A 24,827-nucleotide genomic window follows, 5' to 3' on the forward strand; every position below is an offset into this window, starting at 1 on the left:
TTGGGTTTTTGTTTTTTATCTGTGCGCAAGCACAGGCTTGTCTGGAGTCACTCCCCATGCAAGAAGCGATTGACCTGGCGTCAGAAGTCAACGACCAAGAGGTTGAAGGCAGTGTTGCTGATTGGCCAGCCTACACACAGGGCGACGATGAAGAGCGTCTGGACTTTTTCATTGAACGCGACGGACACCGCTATGCCGGTACTCATCTGATCATCGATCTGCGCGGCGCTTCCCGCCTGGATGATCTTGAAGTGATGGAAAAGGCACTGCGTGAATCCGTAAAGGCTGCCAAGGCAACACTGCTGCACATTCACCTGCATCACTTTACCCCCAATGGCGGTATCTCGGGTGTGGCGGTGTTGGCAGAATCCCATATCAGTGTACACACCTGGCCGGAGCGTAACTTTGCGGCATTCGATGTGTTCATGTGTGGCGAATCGGAGCCGGCCAAAGCCATTCCGGTACTGGAAGCAGCCTTTGCCCCGTCAAAGGTTGAAGTTGAAGAGATCCTCCGAGGCAAGGTGAGCATTGATGACGACGACTACCTACGTTGAGAAGTTGTACGCAGGTTACGGTCAGAGCTTTACGCTGGATCAGGTGTTGTTTGAACACCGAACCGAACATCAGGAGTTGATCATCTTCCGTAACCGGGAGTTCGGTACGGTGATGGCGCTTGATGGCATTATTCAGACCACGGAGCGTGATGAGTTCATTTACCATGAGATGATGACTCACGTGCCACTGCTGGCGCACGGCGATGCCAGGCGTGTCCTGATCATTGGCGGTGGAGACGGCGGTATTCTGCGCGAGGTGCTCAAGCATGCCAGTGTTGAGCATGTCACTCAGGTCGAAATTGATCAAGCCGTGATCGATATGTGTCGTCAGTACCTGCCCAATCATTCCGCAGGCGCTTTCGATGATCCACGCGCCAATATCGTGATTGCGGACGGCGTTGAGTTCGTGAGCGAATGTCAGGAAACATTCGACGTGATCATCTCTGACTGTACCGATCCGGTTGGGCCGGGTGAGGTGTTGTTCTCCAGTCGCTTCTATGAAGGCTGCAAGCATTGCCTGAATGAAGGCGGTGTATTTGTGGCGCAAAACGGTGTGCCGTTCATGCAACCGGATGAAATTCTCACAACCCGCCGGCGTCTGGGCCCCTATTTTGCCGATCAGACCTTCTACAATGCGGCAGTGCCCACCTATGCGGGCGGTGTGATGACTTTTGCCTGGGCGACGGATAATCCGGCGTTGCGTCAGCTTGATCTGAACACTGTTCAGATGCGCTATGAGGCCAGCGAGATTTACACCCGTTACTACAATCCGGCGTTGCATGTTGCCAGTTTTGCACTGCCGCAGTATGTTGTGACCGCACTGGATTCACTCTGACGCTCGCGTCAGACTCGATCTTCCAAGCCGGCCACAGTGCCGGCTTTTTCGTGATTTTGACCTATGCCTCATGTCCGCCTGTCCGGCTTCTATTTTTTCTATTTTGCCCTGTTGGGCACGCTGGTCCCCTATTGGACCCTGTGGTTGCAGTCGCTGAGTTTTGGCGCCACTGCGATCGGCTGGCTGATGGGCATACTCCATGTGTCGCGAGTCATAGCGCCCAACCTGTGGGGCTGGCTTGCGGACAGAACCGGACAGCGGGTGCGAATTGTTCGCTTCGGAGCATTGGCAACCTGGCTGATCTTCATCCTTGTATTCTGGCAGACCAGTGCACTGGGCATAGCGCTGGTGATGGCGGGCTTCAGCTTTTTCTGGAACGCGGTGTTGCCCCAATTTGAAGTGATAACCCTGGGCTATCTGGGTAAGGAAAAAGCCCGCTACAGTCGCATTCGTGTCTGGGGCTCGGTGGGCTTCGTACTTGCAGTTGTACTGATCGGATGGTTGCTGGATCTCATTGGTATTGCAGTGCTGCCCTGGATCGTTCTGGGGTTGATGATATTGATATGGCTTAATACGCTGATCATTCCTGCCCGCTCCGAACGAACGGCTCCTACGGATGATGGCGGTGCTGCAATCGGTGCCATCTTGCGCCAGCCGCAGGTGATCGCTTTTTTTGCCATCTGCTTTCTGGTGCAGCTCAGTCACGGGCCTTACTACACCTTCTACAGTGTGATGATGCAGGACCTTGGGTATACGCGCAGCGAGATCGGTTTGCTTTGGGCGCTGGGGGTGGTGGCCGAGATTCTGTTGTTTATCCTTATGCCGCGTTTGTTGCGACAATTCAGTCTGCGTCACATCATGCTGGTCAGTTTGCTGATGTGCGTGCTGCGCTGGAGTCTGACCGCCATGCTGCCGGACTTGCTGCCGGTCATGCTGTTTGCGCAGCTGCTGCATGCGGCGACCTTTGGCAGTCTGCATGCGGTGGGGATTGCATTGGTGCAGCATTACTTCGGGACTGCAACTCAGGGGCGTGGACAGGCGCTGTTTTCATCTCTTGGCTTTGGCGCTGGTGGTGCGGCGGGTGCGATTCTTTCCGGGCAGCTTTGGAGCAGCTTGGGGCAGTGGAGTTTTCTGCTGGCAGCAGCAGCGGCTGCGGTGGCTATTGTGTTGACATTGATCTGGATATATCCGGAAAAAGCGCAGCAAAGTGCGAGCTGAAGTTGTTTTGCACTGCAGTTGCTATAGTATGAACCTTAATTACGGGTCAGATCGGTCGGAGTAAACATGAACTTCAGAATTGATATTGAGATGACACCGGAGGAGCTGCGTCGAGCCCTGGGGTTACCCGATGTGGCGAGCCTGCAGCAGGAGATGATTGCCAAGGTGCGTGAGCAGATGGAAGCGGGGGCGGATGGTTATGACCCGCTCACTCTGCTCAAGCCCTATCTTAATAACGGTATCGGCTCGATGGAGGCTTTCCAGAAGCTGCTGTTCAGCATGATGAACCAGTATGGAAGCAGCAAGCGCGATACCGACTGAACGGAAGTGACGGATGAGTCAGAGTGGAACAGGAGAAGCGGCAGTGCGGATTCTGCGTAAATACACCAATCGACGCCTGTACGATACATCGCGCAGTTGTTACGTCACCCTTGAGGACGTGAAGCAGCTGGTACTCAGTGGCGAGAAATTTCAGGTTCAGGACTCCAAGACCGGCAACGACCTGACCCGCAACATTCTGCTGCAGATCATCAGTGAGCAGGAAGCGGAAGGGCATGGCACCCTGCTGACCAATCAGGTCCTGCAGCAGCTGATCCGCTTCTATGGCGACAGCATGCAGGGGATGATGAGTCAGTATCTGGAGCAGAGTATTGCCGCCTTCCTCGAGCATCAGGATCGGATCCGTGAGCAGATGCAGACCATGATGGGCGCAGCCAACCCGCTGACCATGATGGGGCGCTTTGCCGATCAGAATATGGCGGTGTGGAACATGTTTGCCCCTCGAGGCTCTGAAGCCACTGAAGAAGAGCAAACCGCGGACGCATCAGCCAAGACTGAAGCGACGCAGGAAACAGCCAAAACCGGCGATAGCACAAAGGCTGCGTCCAGCAGCAAATCAAGCAAGGCGTAAAACCGCTTTCGGCCTGTTACCTGCTTACCGGTTGCCAGCTTACCAGTTACTGATTAAAAGTCCCGCTGCCTGAGCCATTGTGCAATGGCGGTTGGGACCTGCTCCAGTGCCTTGCGTCCGGTCAGGGTGCCGATATGGCCCGCCTTGACCGTAAGTTCAGTGTAGTCGCCACTGCCGGTGATCTGTTTTAGTGCAGAAGCGGTTTCCGGCGGTACCAAATGGTCTGACAGACCGAAGATATTGAGCAGGGGTTGTGTCAGCGCCTGCATCCTCAGAGTTTCACCAGCCAGTTCAAATCCTTCCGGTTTCAGCAGGGCGTTGTCCCTGAAAAACAGCTGTACAAACTCCTGCAGCGCCGCACTGGCAAGATCCGGGCAATCATTGAGCCAGCGCTCCATCAGCAGATAGTTCAGTGCGCGCTCAGAATCGCCGCTCAGCTCCTTGCCCGCTCGAAGCCGCTTTTCCAGCCCCAGTCGCATCGGTTTGAGTGCCTGATAAATCTCGTTGAGCAACGGCCCTGGCAGATTGCCGTAGGCAGCGCCTGCCAGCTCCAGGTCGATATGGGCGGTCAGCCGTCCAAGTCTGAAGCTCGGTTGGGCGCTGTCGACAGGTGTTACCAGCGTAATCAAGTTGCGAACCTTATCGGGATGCAAGGCTGTATAACAGAGGCTTAATACCCCCCCTTGACAGATGCCGGCCAGATTCAGTTTTTCTCCGGCGCTGTGCTGCAACACCCGGTCCACGCAGCGGTCCAGATAGTCCTCAAGATAGTCTTCGAGCTGCAGAAAACGGTCGCTGCGACTCGGATAACCCCAGTCGATCAGGTAGACGGGAATGCCTTCATCCAACAGGCGGCGAATAAACGAGCGCTCGGGGCTGAGATCCAGCACCCAGGGACGATTGACCAGCGCATAACAGATCAGCAGCGGGGTCTGAGTGCGCGAGCGTGTTGTGGGGGGATAGTGGTAAAGACGCACGCCATCGGCGCTGAAAATTTCATTCCGTTCGGCGCTCTGGTGGCGGCTGTCCAGCTGACTGAGGTTGCTGATGCTGTCATTCAGATGTTGTGTTTGTGCGGCCAGTTGTTGGCGGGCACGCTCGGCATCAAGACTGATCTTGGGCATGGGTGTCCTTGTGATCGGAAGCGGGGGCGTGCACTGCGCGCAACTGCTGCAGCTCGCGCTCAAGCGTGCGTACCCGACGGCGCAGCTGATGATGGCGCAGGGCCAGTTCGTCATGGCGGGTGTCGGTTACCAGCCCCAGGGCCGAACAGAAGCGGTCGCGCTGCTGCTGCCAGCCCTGGCGCAGCGCCATGGCGGCGTTGCTGATTTCACCCAGGGCCAGGCTGTACTCTTCGCTGGCAATTCGTTGTTGGTACACCGACTCATAGCATTCGATCCAGAGTTGGTGCAGATGGTCGATATCGGTAACGGCATCCCGCTCAAGCTGTTCGCTCATCCGCTCCAGAGCAAGGGTATTGATAGCGCTCAGTTGAGCCATGTAGGCGGTACGTGCCTGCTGAAAGCGCTCCAGCAGGCTGATGGACTCCCGCAGCTGACTGATCAGGTCGGGCCGGGTAAGCGGTTGCAGATTGGCCAGCAGTCCTGTCAGCAGTTGGGTAAACTGGTTCAGGCTGTCCTGCCATGGTGCCTGCTGCAGATTGAACAGGCCCAGCAGCATGCCGAGCTGTTCCGGCAGCTGCCAGCTGTGCAACACCCAGTCACGCGTCAGCTCATCCAGATGTTGCTTGAAGTGCTCAAGCAACTGTTCAGAGTCGATGCTGCCCTGTTCGGCCTGTTGCAGAAGTTCGGTGGCGAAGCGATTGAAACCGGCGCTCTGGCGGGTCAGTTTCAGCAACAGTTCGGCGTGTTCCTCGGGCAGTTGCCGGTCATTGACCTTGTTCAGCAGCTGCTGCAGTTGTTCCCAGCCTGGTTGCTCGCCGGTGGTGTGTTGCTCCAGTTGATCGAGCCACTGGCGCATGATGTTCAATAGTTGCTCGCTCACCTGTCAGGACTCCGCGTGGGCTGGAGGGGTTTTGATCTTAAACCATGCGCGGTGCAGATTAAACGCCGGGTTCAAGCAGCTTGACCAGTTCCCGCGCCGCATTGCTCAGGGTGCGGTCACGGTGGTGGATATAGCCCAGCGGGCGCACGATCGGTTCGGTGCCGGTATTCAGTCGTACCAGCTGGTCATCAATCATGGTCTCTGGCAGCAGACTCCAGCCAAGGCCAATGCTTACCATCATGCGTATGGTATCCAGATAATCGGTGCTCATGCCAAGATTTGGTTCCAGTCCCTGCAGCGCCAGTTGCTGCCTCACGCGTTGGTGGGTAAAGGTATCGGCACCGGGCAGAATGGCCGGGTAGCGGTTCAGTTCGGTGAGTGAGGGGCGGTTTAGTTGTGCCAGTGGATGATTACGCGCCACCATATATTGCAGCCGATCATGCCATACGGTACGTGCACAAATACGGTCGTCCTGTTCCGGTGCCAGTGTAATCAGCGCCAATTCCAGCTCGCCCTTGAGGACGCCTTCATAGGCGACCTCCGAGGCAGCAAACTGCAGATCCAGCTCAACCTCAGGGAAACGATCGACAAAGGTTTTGAGAATCGGCGGCAGGCGATGCAGGCTGATGTGATGGCTGGTGGCCAGTGCCAGTCGCCCGCCGATCATGCCGGACAGATTGCCCAACATGCGTTCGGCATCCTCAATCGACAGTAGAATCTGGCGTGCGCGCGGCAGCAGCGCCAAACCGGCTTCGGTCAGCATCACCTGGCGGCCGATGCGGTCAAACAGGCGGCAATCGAGCTGGCTTTCCAGCAGGGCGATGCGTTTGCTCACCGCGGACTGGGTCAGAAACAGAAGTTGGGCGGCTTGGGAGAAAGAGCCGCAGTCGGCCACGGTGACAAAGGCATGCAGTCCGGCAGTATCCATGCAATCGCTGATTCCGGTGAAGAGATATGGCTTAGTCTATCTATTCCTTTTCGGAATTCAAATCATAAAAATTATGAATTTGTGTGTTGGGCAAGGCTGCACTAGGATGATCACCTATTGCCATGAGACCGGACAACATGAGGGGAGATAACATGGCCGGAAAAACCTTATACGACAAGCTCTGGGACGCCCATCTGGTGCGCCAGAACGAAGACGGCAGCGCGTTGATCTACATCGATCGTCAGATTTTGCACGAAGTGACCTCGCCGCAGGCCTTCGAAGGCCTGCGTCTGGCTGGCCGCAAGCCTTGGCGTATCGATGCCAACCTGGCCACCCCTGACCACAACGTGCCGACCACTCAACGTGACGGCGGTGTGGATCAGATTGTGGACCCGGTCTCCCGAATTCAGGTGAAAACCCTCGATGCCAACTGCGACGAGTTCGGCATTACCGAATTCAAGATGAACGATCAGCGTCAGGGCATCGTGCATGTGGTCGGCCCCGAGCAGGGCATGACGCTGCCGGGCACTACTGTGGTCTGCGGTGACTCCCATACCTCCACCCATGGTGCCTTTGGCGCACTGGCTCACGGTATTGGTACTTCCGAGGTTGAGCATGTGCTGGCAACCCAGTGCCTGATCGCCAAAAAAATGAAAAACATGCTGGTGCGCGTGGATGGAGAACTGGGTGCCGGTGTTACCGCCAAGGATGTGGTACTGCACATTATTGGCGTGATCGGTACCGCCGGTGGCACCGGCTATGCCGTTGAATTCGGCGGGAGTGCCATCCGTTCAATATCCATGGAAGGGCGTATGACCATCTGCAACATGGCGATCGAAGCCGGTGCCCGCGTCGGTCTGGTGGCCGTTGATGACACCACGATTGAATATTTCCGGGGCCGCCCGTTCTCGCCCACGGCGGATCAGTGGGATGCCGCCGTGGCTGCCTGGAAAGGTCTGGTCTCCGATGAAGATGCCCGGTTTGATACCGTTGTCGAGATCAAGGCTGAGGATATTCAGCCGCAGGTGACCTGGGGTACCTCGCCTGAAATGGTGGCGCCGGTTAGTGCGTTAGTGCCGAACCCGGAAGCGGAATCCGATCCGGTCAAGGCGGATGGCATTCGCCGTGCGCTCAAGTACATGGGACTGAAGGCCGATCAGAAGATCACCGATATTCAATTGGATCGTGTATTTATCGGCTCCTGCACCAACTCTCGCATCGAGGACCTGCGTGCTGCCGCCGAGGTGGTGAAAGGTCGTAAGGTAGCGGCGAATATCAAGCAGGCGCTGGTGGTGCCGGGCTCCGGTCTGGTGAAGGCGCAGGCCGAAGCTGAAGGGCTGGACAGGATCTTTATCGAAGCCGGTCTTGAATGGCGCGAGCCGGGTTGCTCCATGTGTCTGGCGATGAACCCGGACAAGCTGGGGCAGGGCGAACACTGTGCGTCCACTTCCAACCGTAACTTCGAAGGGCGTCAGGGCTTTGGTGGTCGTACTCACTTGGTCAGCCCTGCCATGGCTGCTGCCGCTGCAGTGACTGGCCATTTCATCGATGTACGTGAGCTGATGCAGTAAGACGGGAGAGCGAAATGAGACAATTTACCCAACACACCGGTATTGCTGCGCCGCTGGATCGTGCCAACGTCGATACCGACATGATCATTCCCAAGCAGTTTCTGAAATCGATCAAGCGTGCCGGTTTTGGCCCGAACCTGTTCGACGAGCTGCGTTATCTGGATGAAGGTCAGCCGGATCAGGATTGCGCCGGTCGTCCGCTGAACCCGGATTTCGTGCTTAACCAGTCACGCTACCAGGGCACCAGTGTGCTGCTGGCGCGGGAAAACTTCGGCTGCGGCTCCAGTCGTGAACACGCGCCCTGGGCGCTGGATGATTTCGGTATTCGTGCCATCATTGCGCCGAGCTTTGCCGATATCTTCTACAACAACTGCTTCAAGAACGGCCTGCTGCCGATCGTGCTGCCCGAGGCACAGGTGGACCAGCTGTTCAAAGAGGTTGAAGCGACTGAAGGCTATCAGCTGACCGTGGATCTGGAGCGTCAGGTAGTGGTCACCCCGTGCGGCGAAGAGTTTGCCTTTGAGGTCGACAATTTCCGCAAACACTGTCTGCTCAACGGTCTGGATGATATCGGCCTGACCCTGCAGCACGCGGACGAGATCAAGGCGTATGAAGCGCGCCGTCGTCAGGAAGCGCCCTGGCTGTTTGATGCGATCAAGTAAACTGAACTGAATTTTTGAGGAAGAACCCAGATGGGCAAGAAAATATTGGTACTGCCGGGTGACGGCATTGGTCCCGAGATCGTAACCGAAGCTCGCAAGGTGCTGGATGTGGTCAACGCACGTTTTGAGCTGGGGCTGGAGATCAGCGAAGCACTGGTCGGCGGTGCTGCCATCGACGCCACCGGCTTACCGCTGCCGGATGAGACGCTGGCCGCCTGCAAACAGGCCGATGCGATTCTGCTGGGTGCCGTGGGTGGTCCCAAGTGGGACACCAACCCCGATTTCGCCATTCGTCCCGAGAAAGGCCTGCTGGGCATCCGCTCTCAGCTGCAGCTGTTCGGCAACCTGCGCCCGGCGATCCTCTATCCGCAGCTGGCGCACGCCTCGACCTTGAAGCCGGAAATCGTTTCCGGTCTGGATATCCTGATCGTGCGTGAACTGACCGGCGGCATCTACTTCGGCCAGCCGCGTGGCATCCGCGAGAAGGAAGGCGGCATCCGCGAAGGCTTCAATACCTATGTATACGATGAAAATGAAATTCGCCGTATCGGCCGTGTCGCGTTTGAAGCGGCCCGTGCGCGCAACAAGCGTCTGTGCTCTGTCGACAAGGCCAACGTGCTGGAAGTGACTGTGCTTTGGCGCGAAATCATGGAAGAGCTGAAAAGCGAATACCCGGATGTGGAACTGAGCCACATGTACGTGGACAACGCCGCCATGCAGCTGGTGCGTGCGCCGAAGCAGTTTGATGTGGTCGTAACCGGCAACATGTTCGGTGATATTCTGTCTGACGCGGCCGCCATGCTGACTGGTTCCATCGGCATGTTGCCGTCCGCGTCACTGGATGAAAACGGCAAGGGCATGTACGAGCCCTGCCACGGTTCTGCACCGGATATTGCCGGTCAGGGCAAGGCGAATCCGTTGGCAACCATCCTCTCAGTCGCTATGATGTTGCGTTATTCCCTGAATGCGGGCGAAGCGGCCGATCAGATTGAAGCCGCCGTGAGCAAGGTGCTGGATCAGAATCTGCGTACGCCGGATATCATGTCCGAAGGTATGCGCGCGGTCAGCACCACCGAAATGGGTGATGCGGTTGTTGCCGCACTGAACGCCTGATTTCGTCTATCTCCGCCGGGTAACTGAGCAGCCATGAACTGCCGTTGCCCGGTGTTTCGTATTCGGGATTCGTTTTAAAGCTAATTATATTTGGGGGCACGAATGAAGCGTGTAGGTTTTGTAGGCTGGCGTGGTATGGTCGGCTCGGTTCTGATGCAGCGCATGCTGGAAGAGAACGACTTCAACCATATTGCGGAGCCGGTTTTCTTCACCACTTCTCAGACCGGAGCGGCAGGTCCCGACATCGGCAAGGATATCCCGGCGCTGAAGGATGCGCGTGATATCAACGAGCTGAAACAGATGGACGCCATTGTTTCCTGTCAGGGCGGTGACTACACGACTGAAGTGTTCCAGAAGCTGCGTGAATCTGGCTGGAATGGCTACTGGATCGATGCGGCCTCTACTCTGCGCATGGCCGATGACAGCCTGATCGTGCTGGATCCGGTCAATCGTGACGTGATCGACCGTGGCATCGACGCCGGTATCAAGAACTTTGTTGGCGGCAACTGCACCGTTTCTCTGATGCTGATGGGTTTGGGTGGTCTGTTCAAGGCCGGTTATATCGAATGGATCTCTTCCATGACCTACCAGGCAGCGTCCGGTGCCGGTGCCAAGAACATGCGTGAACTGATCACCCAGATGGGCCAGATCCACGCCGGTTCCGAAGCGCTATTGGCTGACCCTGCTTCTGCCATCCTGGATATCGACCGTCAGGTCGTCGACACCATGCGCGGTGATGCCTTTGCCACCGATAACTTCGATGTGCCTCTGGCTGGCTCTTTGATCCCCTGGATCGACAAGGCGGTGGAAGACGGTCAGAGCAAGGAAGAGTGGAAAGGTTTTGTTGAAACCAACAAAATCCTCGGCCTGTCCGACAGCCCGATTCCCATCGATGGTACCTGTGTGCGCATCGGCGCCATGCGTTGTCACAGCCAGGCGTTCACCGTGAAGCTGAAGCAGGATCTGCCGCTGGACGAGATCGAGCAGATGATCGCCGAAGCCAACGACTGGGTCAGCGTGGTACCGAACGAGCGTGAAATCACCATGCGTGATCTGTCGCCGACCAAGGTGACCGGTACGCTGAATGTGCCTGTTGGGCGTCTGCGCAAAATGAAGATGGGGCCGACCTTCCTCAATGCGTTCAGTGTGGGTGACCAGCTGCTCTGGGGTGCGGCCGAACCGCTGCGCCGTATCCTGCGCATTCTGATCGAGCGCTGATAGCGTTCAGCAATAGCTTTTTCAACAGCCCGGCGTACGTCCGGGCTGTTTTGCTTATACACTGAAGTAAATGTGCCGCAGATCGCTGACTGTTCTGAAGGCCTGTGAGAGAAACTGACCAATATGCCGTTGAAGATTGCACTGCTGGGGCCTGCCACGCTGGCCGGTGAGAAACTGCTCGAACTGCTGGATGAGTCGACCTTCGAAGTCGACACTCTCACCCTGTTTGAACCTGAAGAGCAGGCTGGGCGCAGCCTGATGTTCAGAGGGCATGCGCATCGAACCCGCCCTCTGGATGCTTTCGATTCGTCGTTACCGCAGCTCACGTTTGTCTGTGAGGCCGAACTTGGCCCCGAGCTGAAGCAGGCTCTGCTTGCGGCTCCGGGCCGGGTCATCGACCTGTACCCTCAGCGATACGAGGCGGATCAGGTATTTCTGACCGTTCCCGAACTGAATGGTGATGAGCTTGCTTCGCTTGATCCAGGTCGTGTTATCGGTATCCCGAATTCGGCTACCATTGCAGCCGCGCTGGCGCTGGCTCCTTTGCATCGTGCTTGCGAGATTCTGAAAGCGAATCTCGTGTTGTTGAGCCCGGTTTCTTCAGCAGGGCATCCCGGTGTCGAAGCCTTGGCATCCGAGACGGCACGGCTGTTGAATGGACGAGACCCTGAGTCAGGTCATTTCGGCCAGCAGATTGCGTTTAACCTGATACCGCAGGTTGGTACTCTGCTTGACAGCGGTTACACCGACATCGAAGCGGCTGTGCGTACCCAGTTGCCGCTTGTACTGGATGATGAGGGGCTGGAGCTGGAAGTCAGTGCCGTTCAAGTGCCGGTATTTTATGGCGACATGGTGGTAATTCAGGCTGAAACGCACCAGCCGCTGAATATGGATGAGGTTCAGCAGTTGATGGATAAGGCTCCAGGTGTGTGTTTTGATCAACATGCCAAACAGGTTCCGAGTCTCATCAAAGATGCAATCGGTCAGCAACAAGTGGTTGTGGCGCGGCTACGTCCGGGGGCTGAAGGCGAAGCCGGATTTGCTCTGCATGCCATGATTGATGACCTTGGGCGGGGCAGTGCCTTGACAGCTCTTGGGGCCGCCATGCGCCTGGTGACGGAAGGGTAGCAAACGGTCGAAGGTGGTTGTCTTGACCGCCAGCGCCATAATACATAATACTTGCAACGACTATGGAGCCGTAACTCTCTGATTCTTCGGAAAGGGACGAGAGACGGGCACACGATATCAAAGGGAGTAACCGATGCTGCGTAAACTAGCTTTAAGCCTTGCGGTCTCTGCAGCTCTGGGGGTGTCACAGGCACACGCCCTCGGCCTGGGAGAGATTCAAGTCAATTCAGCTCTGAATGAGCCGCTCGATGCAGAAATCAAACTGACGCAGGTTCGTGACCTCTCTCCGTTGCAGATTCAGCCACGAATGGCAGCGGTGGATGAATACTCCCTGTCAGGTGGCGTCAGCCAGGGGCGCTACCTGCGCGATATCCAGTTTCAGGTGCTGCTGACTCCCGATGGGGCTGGCAGTATCCGACTACGCTCCAACGAACCGATTCAGGAGCCGTTCCTGAACTTCATGGTTGAGGTGAACTGGCCCAGCGGTCGCATGGTGCGAGAGTACACCCTGCTGCTTGACCCTCCCGTGTTCGATCCAACGCCCGTGCAGCGCACCGTGCAGCCGGCACAGGTGCAGCAGCCTGCAGTAGCGGAGCCTGCTGCAAACCAGCAGCGTCAGGTGACAGGGACGACTTCAAACATCCGCACTCGCATGAACAGCGAGAGTCAAGTTTATGTCGGGGTTGATGAAACCCTGTGGGAAATTTCGGCGCGGCACAAGCCTGCCAATATCAGCGAGCATCAAATGATGCTGGCTTTGTTCCGCAAGAACCCAGCGGCTTTCCCCTCAGGTAATATCAATTCCATGCGAGCCGGTGTGGTCTTGAATCTGCCAACGCAGGATGAAGTAACTCGCTTGACGCATCGTGAAGCGGTTGCTGAAGTCGCACGGCAAACGCAGATGTGGCGAGAAGGGCGCACCTCGCGTCAACAGGCAGAAGAACCCAAGGCTCCAGTGGACGTGAGCCGACAGCAGGGCGATCAGGCGTCAACCGATGAAGGTGCGGCCACTGCGCCGGCTGACAAGCCTACCGAGTCGGCGCAGGATGCAACCGCCCCCGTTGACGAAGGGCAGCTGAAGATCGTGGCGCCTCAGGAAGAGTCTGAAGCAGACGCACAGGACGATGCCGAAGCGGGCAGTGAAACGGTTACTACCGAAGAGGCGGGCGCGCCGCAGCAGGATCCATCTGTAGTCTCGGCTGCTCAGGAAAATCTCGAAAATGACGTTCTGATTGCGCAAGAGAAGATCGATCGCCTGGAGCGTGAAAATACCGACCTTAACGACAAGCTCAATTCTGTTCTGGAACAGCTGGAAGCTCAAAGTCGCCTGCTGGAGCTTCAATCTCAGCAGATGGCCACCCTCCAGACCGAGTTGAGCCGTAATGCAGCGCCTTCCGCTGTTGAGTCCGGCGCGCAAGATGACAAGAGTCTGTTGCAAAGCCCCGCCGTGCTTGGTGGCATAGGTGCCGGCGCTGTGGCGATTTTGGCAGGGCTTTGGCTGATGCTGCGTCGTCGTGGTTCATCTGCACCGGACAAAAAACGCGAGCTGGTCAATGTGCCGAGCGATCTGCGTGACGGCGATGATGATGCCGATTCCCCTGCCGACGGGCGAGATGCGGCTACATCAGCGGCTGTTGCCGGCGGTGCAGCAGCGGTAGCGGCGGCTGTAGCAGCCGATGATGATGAAACTGAACGACCAGCGCCACTAGCGCCCTTGTCAGGCGAAGGAGATGAGTTTTCGCGTCCGCCGATGCAAAACCTGGCGCCAGATGAGCCTGATGCCGGCAGCGACGATCTGGAGCAGGATTTACAAAGCCTTGATCTGGATATGGATCTGGATCTTAACGATCTCGATATTGATGACGAATCTGATCTTGACCAGGTCGATGATGATGTCGAGCAGCTTGCAGGCAGTGATGAGCGTATTGATGCCACTGAGTTTGATCTCGGAGCTGAAGACGAGCCGCTAGCCGAGTTGGCGCCGCTGGCTGGGGCAGAAGGGCCTGCCGAAGAGGATAAATCAGGGCCAGAGCCTCTGTCTGCTGGTGATGAGCTCGAGTTCAGTGTCAAGCCTCAGGAACCGGAAGAAGAGCCATCCGAGTTGGATGGTATGCTCGGAGATGACGAGAGCTCCGATGACCTTGATTTCTTGCTTAATGGCGCAGAAGACAATGATGATGACACCGCGCAGGCGGTAAGCGATGACGAATCGCTGCTTGAAGATGCTCTGAAGGAAGATAACGGTTTCAGTCTTGCGGATGATGCAGTTGCAACCACTGATGATGTTAGCCTTGATGATGACTTGTTCGGCGAGCTGGAAGCCGACGAGCCGGCAAGCGACAATAGCCTGCATGAAACTGTCTCTGCATTGAATACAGACGATTATGAAATCGACCATGATCTGGAAGCGATGTTGCAGGGAAGTGCTGACGAGCCTGATGAACAGAAAGCAGAGACTTCAGCTGGTGATAGCGCAGATGAGGATCTGGACAGTTTATTGGCGTCTTTTGACCCTGAGAATGATGTTTCCAGCGCAGTCGCGCCGGCTCGTACCGGTGAGCAGGTTGAAGAAGAGCTGACTGCAAACATTTCGCATGATCTGGAGATGGATCTTGACTCCGCAGTTGATGAGCTGTTGAACAGTACCGATGACGAAATCGCTCTGGAAGAGCAGCGCAACGATGAAGCAGTTGATGTCCTTGATAAGATGAATCTGCTCAGTGGTACCGATGAGACTGAAACCAAACTGGATCTGGCGCGCGCCTACATGGAAATGGATGATAAGGATGGTGCACGCGATATCCTCAATGAGATCACCAGTGAAGGTTCGGATGAGCAGCGCCAGGAAGCGCAGAAGCTGCTGGACTCACTCTGATAAAGACATTCAATGAGTAAACAGAACTCTTCCGGGGCGATTTCGATCGCCCCTTTTCGTTATGCTCTCGCTGTTGAGTATGTAGGAGCCGCCTATCGTGGCTGGCAGTTGCAGGCACATGACAAGGTTCCCACCATTCAGGCTGAGGTAGAGCGGGCCCTGTCGGTAGTGGCCAATCATCCTGTTCAGGTTGTATGTGCCGGTCGTACTGATGCTGGCGTCAATGCCAGTCATCAGGTGATTCATTTTGACAGTTGGGCCGAGCGTGATGAGCGTGCCTGGGTGCTGGGTACCAATTGCCATCTGCCGGACGATATCTCGATTAAATGGGCCACTGTCGTACCTGGATGCTTTCATGCCCGCTTTTCAGCGCGGGAACGACGCTACCGTTACCTGATCTACACGTCGCCCTCACGCCCGGCAGTGTTGGCAGGGGGGGTAACCTGGACGCATCGCACGCTGAATACCGAACGTATGCAAGAGGCTGCCGAGCACCTGTTGGGCGAACATGACTTTACCTCTTATCGAGCTGTCGGGTGTCAGGCACGCAGCCCGGTACGGGAAATACGCAAGTTGAGCGTGTACCAGAGTGGACGTTTGGTTGTGATTGATGTCAGTGCCAACGCATTCCTGCATCATATGGTACGCAATATTGCCGGCGTGCTGATGGCAGTAGGTGCCGGAGATCGATCACCTGATTGGGCGCTTGAAGTATTACAGGCCCGAGATCGGCGCCAGGGGGGCGTTACCGCGCCGCCGGATGGTCTTTATTTCGTGGATGTGCGCTATCCGGACATATTCAGATTGCCGCCGTCAGATCCGGGCCCTTATTTTCTGTCATGAGGAAACTGACGCCTCGCCGCGGCTTTGCTAATATTATGCGCTTGCCTCCGAGATGAGAATGCAATGACCACTCGAATCAAGATATGCGGTATTACCTGCCGTAATGATGCGGCCGCTGCAGTAGCGGCAGGGGCGGATGCGCTTGGATTTGTGTTCTATGAACCCAGTTCACGTTATGTTGATCCTGTCGTAGCGGCTGATATCATCAGCACACTGCCGCCGTTTGTTACCAGTGTGGGGCTGTTTGTCGATGCCTCTCAGGAACAGGTTCAGCATGTCATTGATTTGGCAGGGTTGGATCTGCTGCAGTTTCATGGAAATGAAACCGAGCAGCAGTGCAGTCGCTTCAGTCGCCCCTATATTAAGGCGCTGCGTGTGCGCCCGGGGCTCGATGTCGAATCTGCGGCTGTAGCCTACCATACTGCTCGGGGGTTGCTGCTCGATGCCTATCGTCCAGGAGTCCCGGGTGGAACGGGCGAGGTGTTTGACTGGGAGCTGATTCCTCAGGCGCTTGCGGGGAATATTACCCTGGCGGGTGGTTTGAATCCCGCTAACGTGGCAGCGGCGATCACTCAGGTAAAACCTTATGCCGTTGATGTCTCGGGCGGGGTTGAAGCGGCACCGGGGCGGAAGGATACGGCAAAAATGTGCGCCTTTGCCGCTGCAGTCAGGGCCCAGAGTTGAGTTTCGGTCGCGCTGTGGGTGCAGGCTTAACGAATTCATATCGCCAGTGGGTGCCGAAAGGACCGGCTGGCCGCCGATAGGATAGTAAGAGATGAGTAACTGGCTGGAAAAGATTGTACCTTCGCTGGTCCGCAACGAAAAAAAGCGTACCAATATTCCTGAAGGCCTTTGGAAAAAGTGTCCCAAGTGTGACTCCATACTCTATCGCCCAGAGCTTGAGAAAAATCTCAATGTTTGCCCCAAGTGCGATCATCATATGCGGGTGCATGCACGTCGCCGCCTAGAGTTGTTTCTGGATGATGGTTCACGTGAGGAGATCGGGGCTGATGTAACGCCGGTTGACCGTCTCAAGTTCCGTGACTCCAAAAAGTACAAGGATCGCCTGTCCGCGGCACAGAAGGAAACCGGTGAAAAGGATGCCCTCATTGCCATGCGCGGTACGCTCGAAGGGTTGCCGGTTGTTGCGGTTGCGTTCGAGTTCAGCTTTATGGGTGGCTCTATGGGGGCGGTCGTCGGTGAGCGCTTCGTGCGTGCTGCCAATGTTGCGCTGGAAGAGGGTATCCCGCTGATCTGTTTCTCGGCTTCAGGTGGCGCGCGCATGCAGGAGGCTCTGATCTCCCTGATGCAGATGGCCAAGACAAGCGCTGCGCTTGAAAAGCTCAAGCAGGCGGGGATTCCGTATATTTCCGTACTGACCGATCCCGTCTATGGTGGTGTTTCTGCATCATTGGCGATGCTGGGTGACCTGAACGTGGCTGAGCCCAATGCACTGATCGGCTTTGCCGGTCCCCGTGTCATTGAGCAGACCGTACGCGAGAAGTTGCCGGAAGGCTTCCAGCGCAGCGAATTTCTGCTGGAACATGGTCAGGTCGACATGATCATCAGCCGTAATGAAATGCGTACACGCCTCGCGTCCATTCTCTGCAAACTGACGCTGCGCCCCATGTGTGGTGTTGCCGACGATGACGAGAGTGTTGATGAAGACAGTGAAGTGGTCCGCGATGACAGCTGAGCGGCCGCTGGATCTTTCGGGCTGGCTGGCGCGCATCGAAGCCTGTCACCCGGCTGAAATTGAGCTTGGACTTGATCGGCTGCAGCAGGTTGCACAGCGCCTGCCAATCGACCTGGAGTCTGTCTGCAAGATCGTAATAGCAGGCACCAACGGCAAGGGCTCAACGCTTGCCATGCTGGATGCCATTCTCAGTCGCGCCGGTTATACAACCGGCAGCTACACGTCTCCGCATTTTCTGCGCTACAACGAGCGTGTCTGTGTCTCGGGCAAGCCTGTAGATGATGCCGCCCTCTGCGAAGCCTTCACGTTGATTGAGCAGGCACGAGGTGAGACCTCGCTGACCTATTTCGAATACGGTACGCTGGCTGCGCTGCTGATTTTCAGTCAGCGTCAAGTTGATGTGGCGCTGCTGGAAGTAGGGCTTGGGGGGCGGCTGGATGCGGTCAATATCGTGGATGCCGATATTGCACTGGTCACCACCGTTGCACTGGACCATACCGATTGGCTGGGCCCGGACCGAGAATCCATCGGACGTGAGAAGGCGGGTATATTCCGTGCCGGCAAGCCCGCTCTTTGCGGTGACCCGAAGCCACCGGCAACTTTGGTTGACTATGCTCGCACACTGGGAGCGCCGCTTCAGCTTCAGGGTGTTGATTTCAGTTATGAGCTCAAGACCGATCAGTGGTCCTGGCAGAGTGATGGCAGGCATCTTGATGCGCTGCCAGTACCAGCGCTGCCGCTGCCCAATGCAGCGCTGGTACTGGCTGCGCTGCAGCATTTTCCCCACCCTGTTTCTGAGCAGGCAATTCGAGAAGGTTTGGTACACGCATGCCTGAAGGGGCGTCTGCAGCCTGTGCAGCTTGGGCAAATAAGGGCTACCGTGGATGTAGCACACAACCCCGAGGCGGCAGGATATCTGGCTCACTGGCTGTCGCAAAGACCTTGTGGTGGGCAGGTTCACCTGATATTGGGAATGCTGGCAGACAAGGATATTGAATCCGTCGTGCAGGCGTTGACCCCTGTGGTTGATGTCTGGCACCCGGTGTCACTGGATGTCCCACGAGGTGCGCCGCGGGAACGGCTGGAGGCCGCACTACTGGGAGCTGGTGTGTCCCGAGACCGTATTCGAGGGGCTGACAGTGTTGCCGTGGCTGTTAATCAGCTGCAGTCGATGCCGGCTGCAGACCAACTGCTGCTGGCGGGCTCATTCTTTACAGTCGCACAGGCACTGGAACTGGCGGAACAGGAATAACGGCCATGACCGAGCAACAGAAAAAGCAACTGGTGGGTGCCGCTGCACTGCTTGTGTCCGCCCTGATACTGTTCCCACTGTTGCTGGATGGCTCTGGCTATCGTGAGCGCCATCTGCAAGAGCGCATCCCCGAAGCGCCCGAACTGCCTGACAGGGTGGATATTGAGCCGGTAGAATCGATTCCCGAACGTGAATCTGAGCCCGCAGCGCTGCGAGAGCCAGCGGTGGTGAGTGTGCCGGTACCTGAACTGGCGGATGCCGTTGATGCTCAGAAGCCTCAGATCAATGCTCATCAAGACACGCCGGTGTTGGATGAGCAACAGGTTCCGGTGGCCTGGACTCTGCAGTTGGCCAGTTTTAAGGACGAGGCCAATGCTCGCTCCCTGCGCAGTGAGCTGGTGGATGCCGGCTACAAGGTCTACATCCGGCATGGGCCTGATCTGGTGCGTGTTTTTGTTGGTCCTGATCTGCAGCGCTCACGTCTGGAAGCACTGCAGGCACGGCTCAAGTCGGATTATGCGCTCGATGGCATGATCGTGCGCTTCACGACACAGTGAATTGGTCATTGGGTTGGGCTGCTGCCTCTGATAGAATGCGCGCTGTTTTCAGGACTGGCGACTGACGATGAACTGGGCTGACTGGACCATTCTTGCCATCATAGCGATCTCGACTCTGATGAGCCTCAAGCGCGGCTTCGTACGAGAGGCGATCTCTCTGCTGACCTGGGTGACGGCGTTCGTAGTTGCACGTCTTTTTGCCGGCTCTCTGAGTCATCTGCTTGAGGCTTACGTTCAGACGCCCTCACTGCGCTTTGCTGCCGCCTTTGCTATTCTGTTTATCGTCACACTGATTGCCGGTGCACTGGTGGGTGCCCTGTTTACTGCATTGGTGCAGGCCACGGGGCTTACGGCATCAGACCGAGTGTTGGGCATGGGGTTTGGTGCAGTTCGTGGCGGGTTGGTCGTGGTCGTGATCGTCGCATTGCTGGGCATGACGCCTGCAGTGCAGGATCAATGGTGGCAGGGGTCCCAACTGATTCCCCATTTTGTACTGCTCGAAAGCTGGACCAAAGAGGTCGCCAGCGACGTTGGGCAGGTAATCTGGAATATTGGTCGCTGAGTCTGGAAGTCAGCACCATCCTAAAGCTACATCCTTCTGAGGTGGATTGAATGTGCGGTATCGTCGGCGTAGTTGCCAAGTCGTTTGTTAACCAGACTATTTTTGATGCACTGACGGTGCTTCAGCACCGCGGTCAGGACGCGGCCGGCATGGTTACCTGTGAAGGTGATCGTTTTTTTCTGCGCAAGGATAACGGGCTGGTGAACGAGGTGTTCCGCACCCGTCACATGAAAAAGCTCAACGGCAACATGGGGATCGGTCATGTGCGCTACCCGACAGCCGGCAGCAACAGTTCAGCTGAGGCGCAGCCGTTCTATGTCAACTCCCCCTACGGGATTGCACTGGCGCACAACGGCAATCTGACCAACGCTGACAAACTGGCGGATGAGATTTTCCGTTCCGATCTGCGTCATATTAATACCACCTCAGATTCCGAAGTGCTGCTGAACATTTTTGCCCATGAGCTGCAGCAGATTGGCAAGCTTCAGCCTACGGCCGATGATATCTTCAATGCGGTTGAAAAAGTGCATGCGCGCTGTCAGGGTGGTTATGCGGTGGTGGCAATGATCACCGGGTACGGTATCGTTGCATTTCGTGACCCCTGTGGCATTCGCCCGCTGGTGTATGGCCAGCGCGTAACTGACAAGGGCGAAGAGTACATGGTTGCATCCGAGAGTGTGGCGCTGGACACGTCCGGCTACACGCTGGTGCGTGATTTGGCACCGGGTGAAGCGATCTTCATCGATACTCAGGGACAGGTTTCCACACGTCAGTGCGCACAGGTAAGCCGTGTCGCACCATGTCTGTTCGAATTTGTCTATCTGGCACGTCCTGACTCGATTATTGACGGTGTTTCCGTGCACCATTCCCGTATGGAAATGGGCGTCAAGCTGGCGGAAAAAGTGATGCGCGAACGCCCGGATCATGACATAGATGTGGTCATTCCGATTCCTGACACCAGTCGTACAGCGGCACTGGAAATGGCCAATACGCTTGGCGTCAAGTTCCGTGAAGGCTTTATCAAGAACCGCTATATCGGCCGTACCTTTATCATGCCGGGGCAAACTCTGCGCAAGAAATCCGTGCGTCAGAAGCTGAACCCGATCATGGCTGAATTCCGAGACAAGGTCGTAATGCTGGTAGATGACTCTATCGTGCGTGGTACAACCTCAAAGCAGATCGTTCAGATGGCACGAGATGCCGGTGCCCGTAAGGTCTATTTTGCCTCGGCTGCTCCTGAAGTGCGCTTCCCGAATGTGTATGGTATCGATATGCCTTCCGCCAGTGAACTGATCGCCCATGGCCGTACTGCCGATGAAGTTGGCGAGTATATCGGCTGTGACTGGATGCTGTATCAGGATCTGGATGACCTCAAGAAGTCCGTTACCTGCTTCAACCCGGAAATCACCGAGTTTGATACCTGTGTGTTTGATGGGCGCTATGTCACCGGTACGGTGGACGAGGACTATCTCGCGCGCGTGGATGCGAAGCGAAACGATGGTGCCATGTCGGCGTCTGACCCTTCGGTGGAAGACAGTAACGAGTCGGCTGATCTGCACAGCAAAATCGACTGAGGGACGGGAATGAGCCAGTCTAGATTCGAGCGTGAAGCGCGCATCCAGTTCAGCCCTGAAGGGTATGAGCTGGATACGTTGTCCGTGCGTGCCGGTCAGCACCGTACCGCCGAGGGTGAACATGGTGATCCGATTTTCACCACCTCCAGTTTTGTTTTCTCAAGTGCCCGTGAGGCGGCCGCCCGTTTTGGTGGTGACGAGGACGGCAATATCTATTCCCGTTTCACCAACCCAACGGTACAGGCGTTCGAAGAGCGAATTGCGGCGCTGGAAGGAGGAGAGCGGGCAGTTGCAACGGCGTCAGGCATGGCAGCGATCCAAAGCTTGGTACTGGCACTGCTGAAACAGGGGGATCATGTTGTCTGCTCGCGCAGCGTATTCGGTTCGACGGTATCCCTGTTCAACAAATACATCAGCCGCGCCGGCATCAGCACAACGTTTGTTGATCCGACCGATGTATCAGCCTGGGAAGCGGCGATTACTCCGACGACACGCCTGCTGTTCATGGAGACACCGTCCAATCCGCTTGCAGAGCTGACAGACATTGCCGCTGTAGCCGAGATTGCTCATCGCAATGATGCGCTGCTGGCCGTTGACAACTGTTTCCTGACGCCGGCATTGCAGCGGCCGTTGCTGCTGGGTGCCGATATCGTCATGCACTCCGCAACCAAGTATCTGGATGGCCAGGGTCGTTGTGTCGGTGGTGTACTGGTGGGACGCGATAAAGAGATGGAAGAGGTGTTTGGCCTGATCCGTACCGGTGGCGCCTGCATGAGCCCGTTCAATGCCTGGGTATTTCTCAAGGGGCTTGAAACCCTGCCGCTGCGGATGCGTGCACATTCCGAGAGCGCGCTGGAAATGGCGAGCTGGCTGCAGCAGCAACCGGGTATTCGCAAGGTCTACTATTCGGGGTTGCCATCACATCCGCAGCATGAGCTGGCCTGTCAACAGCAATCAGCTTTCGGCGGTGTACTTTCGTTCGAGGTTGAAGGCGAGCGTGAAGAGGCCTGGCGTTTTATCGATGCCACGCGCATGGTTTCGATTACCGGCAACCTGGGCGACGTCAAAACTACCATCACACATCCGGCAACCACAACACATGGGCGCATGAGCGTCGAAGAGCGGGAAGCGGCCGGTGTGCGTGAAGGCCTTATCCGTCTGTCGGTAGGACTGGAGTCTCTGGATGACATCAAGGCCGACATGCAGCTTGGCCTTGACGCGCTGCGTAATTAAATACCTCCGGCTGCGGGCGTTCTGTCCGCGGCCCGTTTCCTGATATCGTACTTGATGAAAATCCTGCTGGCCCCGATGGAGGGCGTTCTCGATCATACCCTGCGAGATATCCTGACGCGTGTTGGCGGCATTGACCTGTGTGTCACCGAATTCATCCGTGTGACCGACCAGTTATTGCCGCAATCCGTGTTTCACCGTCTGGCGCCTGAGCTGGGCGAGGGGAGTGTAACCCCTTCGGGCACTCCGGTGATCGTTCAGTTGCTGGGTAATGATCCGGTGGCGCTGGGTGAAAATGCCGTGCGGGCGGTTGATATGGGGGCTCCCGGCATCGACCTGAATTTCGGCTGCCCGGCGAAGACCGTTAATAAAAGTCGTGGCGGCGCCATTCTGTTGAAAGACCCTGAAGAGGTATATTCAATCACGGCTGGCGTGAGCCGGGCGCTGCACGATCGTGTGCCTCTAACCGCAAAAATGCGGCTCGGTTTTTATGACAAGCTGCTGGCACTGGAGAATGCGCAGGCGTTGGAAGCGGCGGGCGCGCGTCAGATTGTGGTCCATGCGCGGACCAAGGTAGAGGGCTATCGCCCTCCGGCACACTGGGAGTGGATCGCCCGTATTCGTGAATCCGTTTCCATTCCGGTGATTGCCAATGGTGAGGTATGGACGGTGGATGATCACCGGCGCTGCCGCGAGGTCAGCGGCTGTGAGGATGTGATGATCGGTCGTGGCCTGATAGCGAACCCTTTCCTGGCGTTGCAGATCAAGGGACTAAGGGGGCACGAAGCACATGATCGGTGCTGGCCTGAAGTCCTGTGGCTGGTACTTGAGTACCACCGACTGGTCATGCAGCGGATACAGCCCCGCCATGTCCATGGTCGCACCAAGCAGTGGCTGCAGATGATGAAGCGATACTACCCCGAAGCTGAGCTTCTGTTTACCCAACTGCGTACCGAGCGTGATGCGCAGGCCATTGAATGCCTGCTTGTCCGAGAATCAGACCGCCTCGGTATCAATCCGGATCGGTAACCGGCGTGAGCCCCAGTGGCCATGATCAGCCTCGAATACACCCGGAATGCGGTACTGGCATTGAGTACAGCAGCCGTCAGCCGTCAAATTCCATTCGGTAATACGATAGCCATCACGACAAATCACGGCGCTGGCGCATTGTGGGCACCAGGTCGTATTGCCTTCGGGGTCGGGCAGGTTGCCGGTATAGACAAAGTGCAGGCCCTGCTCAAGTGCGATCTGACGAGCGCGCCGCAGTGTTTCGATGGGTGTTGCCGGGTAATCCAGCATCTTCCAGTCGGGGTGAAAGGCTGTGAAGTGCAGCGGTACATCAGCCCCTAGGTGGGTGCATATCCAGTGGCTTAGCGCCTCCAGTTCCGAGTCACTGTCATTCTCACCCGGTATCAGCAGGGTCGTGATTTCAAGCCAGGTGCTGGTTTCATGGTAGATGTATTCCAGTGTGTCCAGAACCGGCTGTAGTTGGCCACCACATATTTTTTCATAAAAGCGTTCGCTGAACGCCTTCAGATCCAGGTTGGCGGCATCCATCACGGTATAGAACTCCTTCCGTGGCTCTGGGCAAACATAGCCCGCAGTGACGGCGACTGAGCGAATGCTCTGTTCATGACAGGCCCTGGCGATATCAATCGCGTATTCGTGAAAGATAACCGGGTCATTGTAGGTGAAGGCAATACTGCGACAACCGTGCTGGACGGCCGCCGCTGCAAGGTCTGAGGGTGAGGCCTGATCGCACAGCCGGTCGGTTTCCCGTGAGCGCGAAATGTCCCAGTTCTGGCAGAACTTGCAGGCGAGATTGCAACCGGCGGTTCCAAATGAGAGTACGGGGGTGCCAGGCAGGAAGTGGTTCAGTGGCTTTTTCTCGATCGGGTCGATACAGAAACCGCTGGAGCGGCCATAACTGAATAGACGGATCTCACCCTGCTCACGGCCACGAACAAAGCAGAGTCCGCGTTGGCCTTCATTGAGCTGGCAGAAGCGGGGACAAAGGTCGCACTGCACCTTGCCGTTGTCCAGACGGTGCCAATACTGTGTTGGAACACTGGTTTCAGGCTTCATGATCTGCGAATT

At 56.6% G+C, this 24,827-nt stretch carries 24 protein-coding genes; 20 read left to right on the forward strand and 4 right to left on the reverse strand.

Features of this window, described 5'->3' with window-relative positions:
• Positions 1-56: 56 nt before the first annotated feature.
• From speD to phaR, 5 genes are all read left to right on the forward strand, one after another.
• The gene (gene speD, locus ACAM29_RS03765) at positions 57-554 is read left to right on the forward strand and encodes an adenosylmethionine decarboxylase (RefSeq protein WP_175527570.1); all 498 of its coding nucleotides are present in this window, start codon (positions 57-59) and stop codon (positions 552-554) included.
• Complete coding sequence (speE, locus tag ACAM29_RS03770) at positions 532-1,389, forward strand: polyamine aminopropyltransferase (RefSeq protein WP_369623235.1); 858 nt, start codon at positions 532-534, stop codon at positions 1,387-1,389. The genes speD and speE overlap by 23 nt, the downstream gene beginning before the upstream one ends.
• A gap of 63 nt (positions 1,390-1,452) precedes the next feature.
• Positions 1,453-2,607 (forward strand): MFS transporter, encoded by a 1,155-nt coding sequence (locus ACAM29_RS03775; protein ID WP_369623236.1) that lies wholly within the window; start codon positions 1,453-1,455, stop codon positions 2,605-2,607.
• A gap of 66 nt (positions 2,608-2,673) precedes the next feature.
• Positions 2,674-2,928, forward strand: coding sequence for a DUF6489 family protein (locus ACAM29_RS03780; protein ID WP_369623237.1), 255 nt, complete (start codon positions 2,674-2,676; stop codon positions 2,926-2,928).
• Positions 2,929-2,941: 13 nt separating this feature from the next.
• Complete coding sequence (gene phaR, locus ACAM29_RS03785) at positions 2,942-3,517, forward strand: polyhydroxyalkanoate synthesis repressor PhaR (RefSeq protein WP_369623238.1); 576 nt, start codon at positions 2,942-2,944, stop codon at positions 3,515-3,517.
• Positions 3,518-3,570: 53 nt separating this feature from the next.
• On the opposite strand, the gene ACAM29_RS03790 is transcribed toward phaR, so the two are convergent.
• From ACAM29_RS03790 to ACAM29_RS03800, 3 genes are read right to left on the reverse strand one after another with little or no spacing between them, the layout of a single operon-like run.
• Complete coding sequence (locus ACAM29_RS03790; RefSeq protein ID WP_369623239.1) at positions 3,571-4,641, reverse strand: alpha/beta fold hydrolase; 1,071 nt, start codon at positions 4,639-4,641, stop codon at positions 3,571-3,573.
• Positions 4,622-5,521, reverse strand: coding sequence for a poly(R)-hydroxyalkanoic acid synthase subunit PhaE (locus ACAM29_RS03795; protein WP_369623240.1), 900 nt, complete (start codon positions 5,519-5,521; stop codon positions 4,622-4,624). Before ACAM29_RS03795 ends, ACAM29_RS03790 begins: the two co-directional genes overlap by 20 nt.
• Before the next feature lie 58 nt (positions 5,522-5,579).
• On the reverse strand, positions 5,580-6,449 hold the full coding sequence (locus ACAM29_RS03800; protein WP_091823115.1) for a LysR family transcriptional regulator: 870 nt from the start codon (positions 6,447-6,449) through the stop codon (positions 5,580-5,582).
• 152 nt (positions 6,450-6,601) lie between these two features.
• Here ACAM29_RS03800 and leuC point away from each other — a divergent pair, with 152 nt between their 5' ends.
• The 15 genes from leuC (at position 6,602) to ACAM29_RS03875 (ending at position 23,759) form a co-directional block, all read left to right on the forward strand.
• The gene (gene leuC, locus ACAM29_RS03805) at positions 6,602-8,020 is read left to right on the forward strand and encodes a 3-isopropylmalate dehydratase large subunit (RefSeq protein ID WP_369623241.1); all 1,419 of its coding nucleotides are present in this window, start codon (positions 6,602-6,604) and stop codon (positions 8,018-8,020) included.
• 14 nt (positions 8,021-8,034) lie between these two features.
• On the forward strand, positions 8,035-8,682 hold the full coding sequence (gene leuD, locus ACAM29_RS03810; protein ID WP_369623242.1) for a 3-isopropylmalate dehydratase small subunit: 648 nt from the start codon (positions 8,035-8,037) through the stop codon (positions 8,680-8,682).
• Positions 8,683-8,712: 30 nt separating this feature from the next.
• Positions 8,713-9,795, forward strand: a complete 1,083-nt coding sequence (gene leuB / locus ACAM29_RS03815) for a 3-isopropylmalate dehydrogenase (RefSeq protein ID WP_369623243.1) — start codon at positions 8,713-8,715, stop codon at positions 9,793-9,795.
• A gap of 102 nt (positions 9,796-9,897) precedes the next feature.
• Positions 9,898-11,013: an aspartate-semialdehyde dehydrogenase gene (asd, locus tag ACAM29_RS03820; RefSeq protein ID WP_369623244.1), complete on the forward strand. Its 1,116-nt coding sequence runs from the start codon at positions 9,898-9,900 to the stop codon at positions 11,011-11,013.
• A gap of 123 nt (positions 11,014-11,136) precedes the next feature.
• Positions 11,137-12,141: an Asd/ArgC dimerization domain-containing protein gene (locus ACAM29_RS03825; protein WP_369623245.1), complete on the forward strand. Its 1,005-nt coding sequence runs from the start codon at positions 11,137-11,139 to the stop codon at positions 12,139-12,141.
• A 133-nt stretch (positions 12,142-12,274) separates the two neighbouring features.
• Complete coding sequence (locus ACAM29_RS03830; RefSeq protein ID WP_369623246.1) at positions 12,275-15,016, forward strand: FimV/HubP family polar landmark protein; 2,742 nt, start codon at positions 12,275-12,277, stop codon at positions 15,014-15,016.
• A gap of 12 nt (positions 15,017-15,028) precedes the next feature.
• Entirely contained in the window at positions 15,029-15,859 is an 831-nt protein-coding gene (gene truA / locus ACAM29_RS03835) for a tRNA pseudouridine(38-40) synthase TruA (protein WP_091823093.1), read from the forward strand.
• A gap of 63 nt (positions 15,860-15,922) precedes the next feature.
• Positions 15,923-16,543, forward strand: a complete 621-nt coding sequence (locus ACAM29_RS03840; RefSeq protein ID WP_369623247.1) for a phosphoribosylanthranilate isomerase — start codon at positions 15,923-15,925, stop codon at positions 16,541-16,543.
• 91 nt (positions 16,544-16,634) lie between these two features.
• A complete protein-coding gene (accD, locus tag ACAM29_RS03845) occupies positions 16,635-17,555 on the forward strand; it encodes an acetyl-CoA carboxylase, carboxyltransferase subunit beta (RefSeq protein ID WP_242529958.1) in 921 nt (306 codons plus the stop codon).
• Positions 17,521-18,807, forward strand: a complete 1,287-nt coding sequence (gene folC / locus ACAM29_RS03850; protein ID WP_369623248.1) for a bifunctional tetrahydrofolate synthase/dihydrofolate synthase — start codon at positions 17,521-17,523, stop codon at positions 18,805-18,807. Before accD ends, folC begins: the two co-directional genes overlap by 35 nt.
• 5 nt (positions 18,808-18,812) lie before the next feature.
• On the forward strand, positions 18,813-19,364 hold the full coding sequence (locus tag ACAM29_RS03855) for an SPOR domain-containing protein (RefSeq protein WP_354406081.1): 552 nt from the start codon (positions 18,813-18,815) through the stop codon (positions 19,362-19,364).
• 67 nt (positions 19,365-19,431) lie between these two features.
• A complete protein-coding gene (locus ACAM29_RS03860; RefSeq protein WP_091823082.1) occupies positions 19,432-19,926 on the forward strand; it encodes a CvpA family protein in 495 nt (164 codons plus the stop codon).
• Between the two features lie 50 nt (positions 19,927-19,976).
• On the forward strand, positions 19,977-21,500 hold the full coding sequence (gene purF / locus ACAM29_RS03865; protein WP_091823079.1) for an amidophosphoribosyltransferase: 1,524 nt from the start codon (positions 19,977-19,979) through the stop codon (positions 21,498-21,500).
• A 9-nt stretch (positions 21,501-21,509) separates the two neighbouring features.
• Positions 21,510-22,733: an O-succinylhomoserine sulfhydrylase gene (locus ACAM29_RS03870; RefSeq protein WP_369623249.1), complete on the forward strand. Its 1,224-nt coding sequence runs from the start codon at positions 21,510-21,512 to the stop codon at positions 22,731-22,733.
• A gap of 54 nt (positions 22,734-22,787) precedes the next feature.
• Positions 22,788-23,759 (forward strand): tRNA-dihydrouridine synthase, encoded by a 972-nt coding sequence (locus tag ACAM29_RS03875; protein ID WP_091823074.1) that lies wholly within the window; start codon positions 22,788-22,790, stop codon positions 23,757-23,759.
• Here ACAM29_RS03875 and amrS read toward each other — a convergent pair.
• Positions 23,727-24,815, reverse strand: a complete 1,089-nt coding sequence (gene amrS / locus ACAM29_RS03880) for an AmmeMemoRadiSam system radical SAM enzyme (protein ID WP_369623250.1) — start codon at positions 24,813-24,815, stop codon at positions 23,727-23,729. The two genes, ACAM29_RS03875 and amrS, sit on opposite strands and share 33 nt — an antisense overlap.
• Between the last annotated feature and the right edge of the window lie 12 nt (positions 24,816-24,827).

Source organism: Marinobacterium sp. BA1 (assembly GCF_041155135.1).
GTDB classification, from domain to species: domain Bacteria; phylum Pseudomonadota; class Gammaproteobacteria; order Pseudomonadales; family Balneatricaceae; genus Marinobacterium; species Marinobacterium iners.

What these genes read in the sequence shown, in the direction of transcription:
- asd (WP_369623244.1), top strand. Translation starts at nt 9,898, where the DNA reads ATGAAGCGTGTAGGTTTTGTAGGCTGGCGTGGTATGGTCGGCTCGGTT.
- ACAM29_RS03825 (WP_369623245.1), top strand. Translation starts at nt 11,137, where the DNA reads ATGCCGTTGAAGATTGCACTGCTGGGGCCTGCCACGCTGGCCGGTGAG.
- ACAM29_RS03830 (WP_369623246.1), top strand. Translation starts at nt 12,275, where the DNA reads ATGCTGCGTAAACTAGCTTTAAGCCTTGCGGTCTCTGCAGCTCTGGGG.
- ACAM29_RS03855 (WP_354406081.1), top strand. Translation starts at nt 18,813, where the DNA reads ATGACCGAGCAACAGAAAAAGCAACTGGTGGGTGCCGCTGCACTGCTT.
- leuC (WP_369623241.1), top strand. Translation starts at nt 6,602, where the DNA reads ATGGCCGGAAAAACCTTATACGACAAGCTCTGGGACGCCCATCTGGTG.
- purF (WP_091823079.1), top strand. Translation starts at nt 19,977, where the DNA reads ATGTGCGGTATCGTCGGCGTAGTTGCCAAGTCGTTTGTTAACCAGACT.
- ACAM29_RS03860 (WP_091823082.1), top strand. Translation starts at nt 19,432, where the DNA reads ATGAACTGGGCTGACTGGACCATTCTTGCCATCATAGCGATCTCGACT.
- ACAM29_RS03875 (WP_091823074.1), top strand. Translation starts at nt 22,788, where the DNA reads ATGAAAATCCTGCTGGCCCCGATGGAGGGCGTTCTCGATCATACCCTG.
- folC (WP_369623248.1), top strand. Translation starts at nt 17,521, where the DNA reads ATGAAGACAGTGAAGTGGTCCGCGATGACAGCTGAGCGGCCGCTGGAT.
- amrS (WP_369623250.1), bottom strand. Translation starts at nt 24,815, where the DNA reads ATGAAGCCTGAAACCAGTGTTCCAACACAGTATTGGCACCGTCTGGAC.
- ACAM29_RS03775 (WP_369623236.1), top strand. Translation starts at nt 1,453, where the DNA reads ATGCCTCATGTCCGCCTGTCCGGCTTCTATTTTTTCTATTTTGCCCTG.
- speE (WP_369623235.1), top strand. Translation starts at nt 532, where the DNA reads ATGACGACGACTACCTACGTTGAGAAGTTGTACGCAGGTTACGGTCAG.
- phaR (WP_369623238.1), top strand. Translation starts at nt 2,942, where the DNA reads ATGAGTCAGAGTGGAACAGGAGAAGCGGCAGTGCGGATTCTGCGTAAA.
- ACAM29_RS03870 (WP_369623249.1), top strand. Translation starts at nt 21,510, where the DNA reads ATGAGCCAGTCTAGATTCGAGCGTGAAGCGCGCATCCAGTTCAGCCCT.
- leuD (WP_369623242.1), top strand. Translation starts at nt 8,035, where the DNA reads ATGAGACAATTTACCCAACACACCGGTATTGCTGCGCCGCTGGATCGT.
- ACAM29_RS03840 (WP_369623247.1), top strand. Translation starts at nt 15,923, where the DNA reads ATGACCACTCGAATCAAGATATGCGGTATTACCTGCCGTAATGATGCG.
- speD (WP_175527570.1), top strand. Translation starts at nt 57, where the DNA reads ATGCAAGAAGCGATTGACCTGGCGTCAGAAGTCAACGACCAAGAGGTT.
- leuB (WP_369623243.1), top strand. Translation starts at nt 8,713, where the DNA reads ATGGGCAAGAAAATATTGGTACTGCCGGGTGACGGCATTGGTCCCGAG.
- ACAM29_RS03800 (WP_091823115.1), bottom strand. Translation starts at nt 6,449, where the DNA reads ATGGATACTGCCGGACTGCATGCCTTTGTCACCGTGGCCGACTGCGGC.
- ACAM29_RS03790 (WP_369623239.1), bottom strand. Translation starts at nt 4,641, where the DNA reads ATGCCCAAGATCAGTCTTGATGCCGAGCGTGCCCGCCAACAACTGGCC.
- ACAM29_RS03780 (WP_369623237.1), top strand. Translation starts at nt 2,674, where the DNA reads ATGAACTTCAGAATTGATATTGAGATGACACCGGAGGAGCTGCGTCGA.
- accD (WP_242529958.1), top strand. Translation starts at nt 16,635, where the DNA reads ATGAGTAACTGGCTGGAAAAGATTGTACCTTCGCTGGTCCGCAACGAA.
- truA (WP_091823093.1), top strand. Translation starts at nt 15,029, where the DNA reads ATGAGTAAACAGAACTCTTCCGGGGCGATTTCGATCGCCCCTTTTCGT.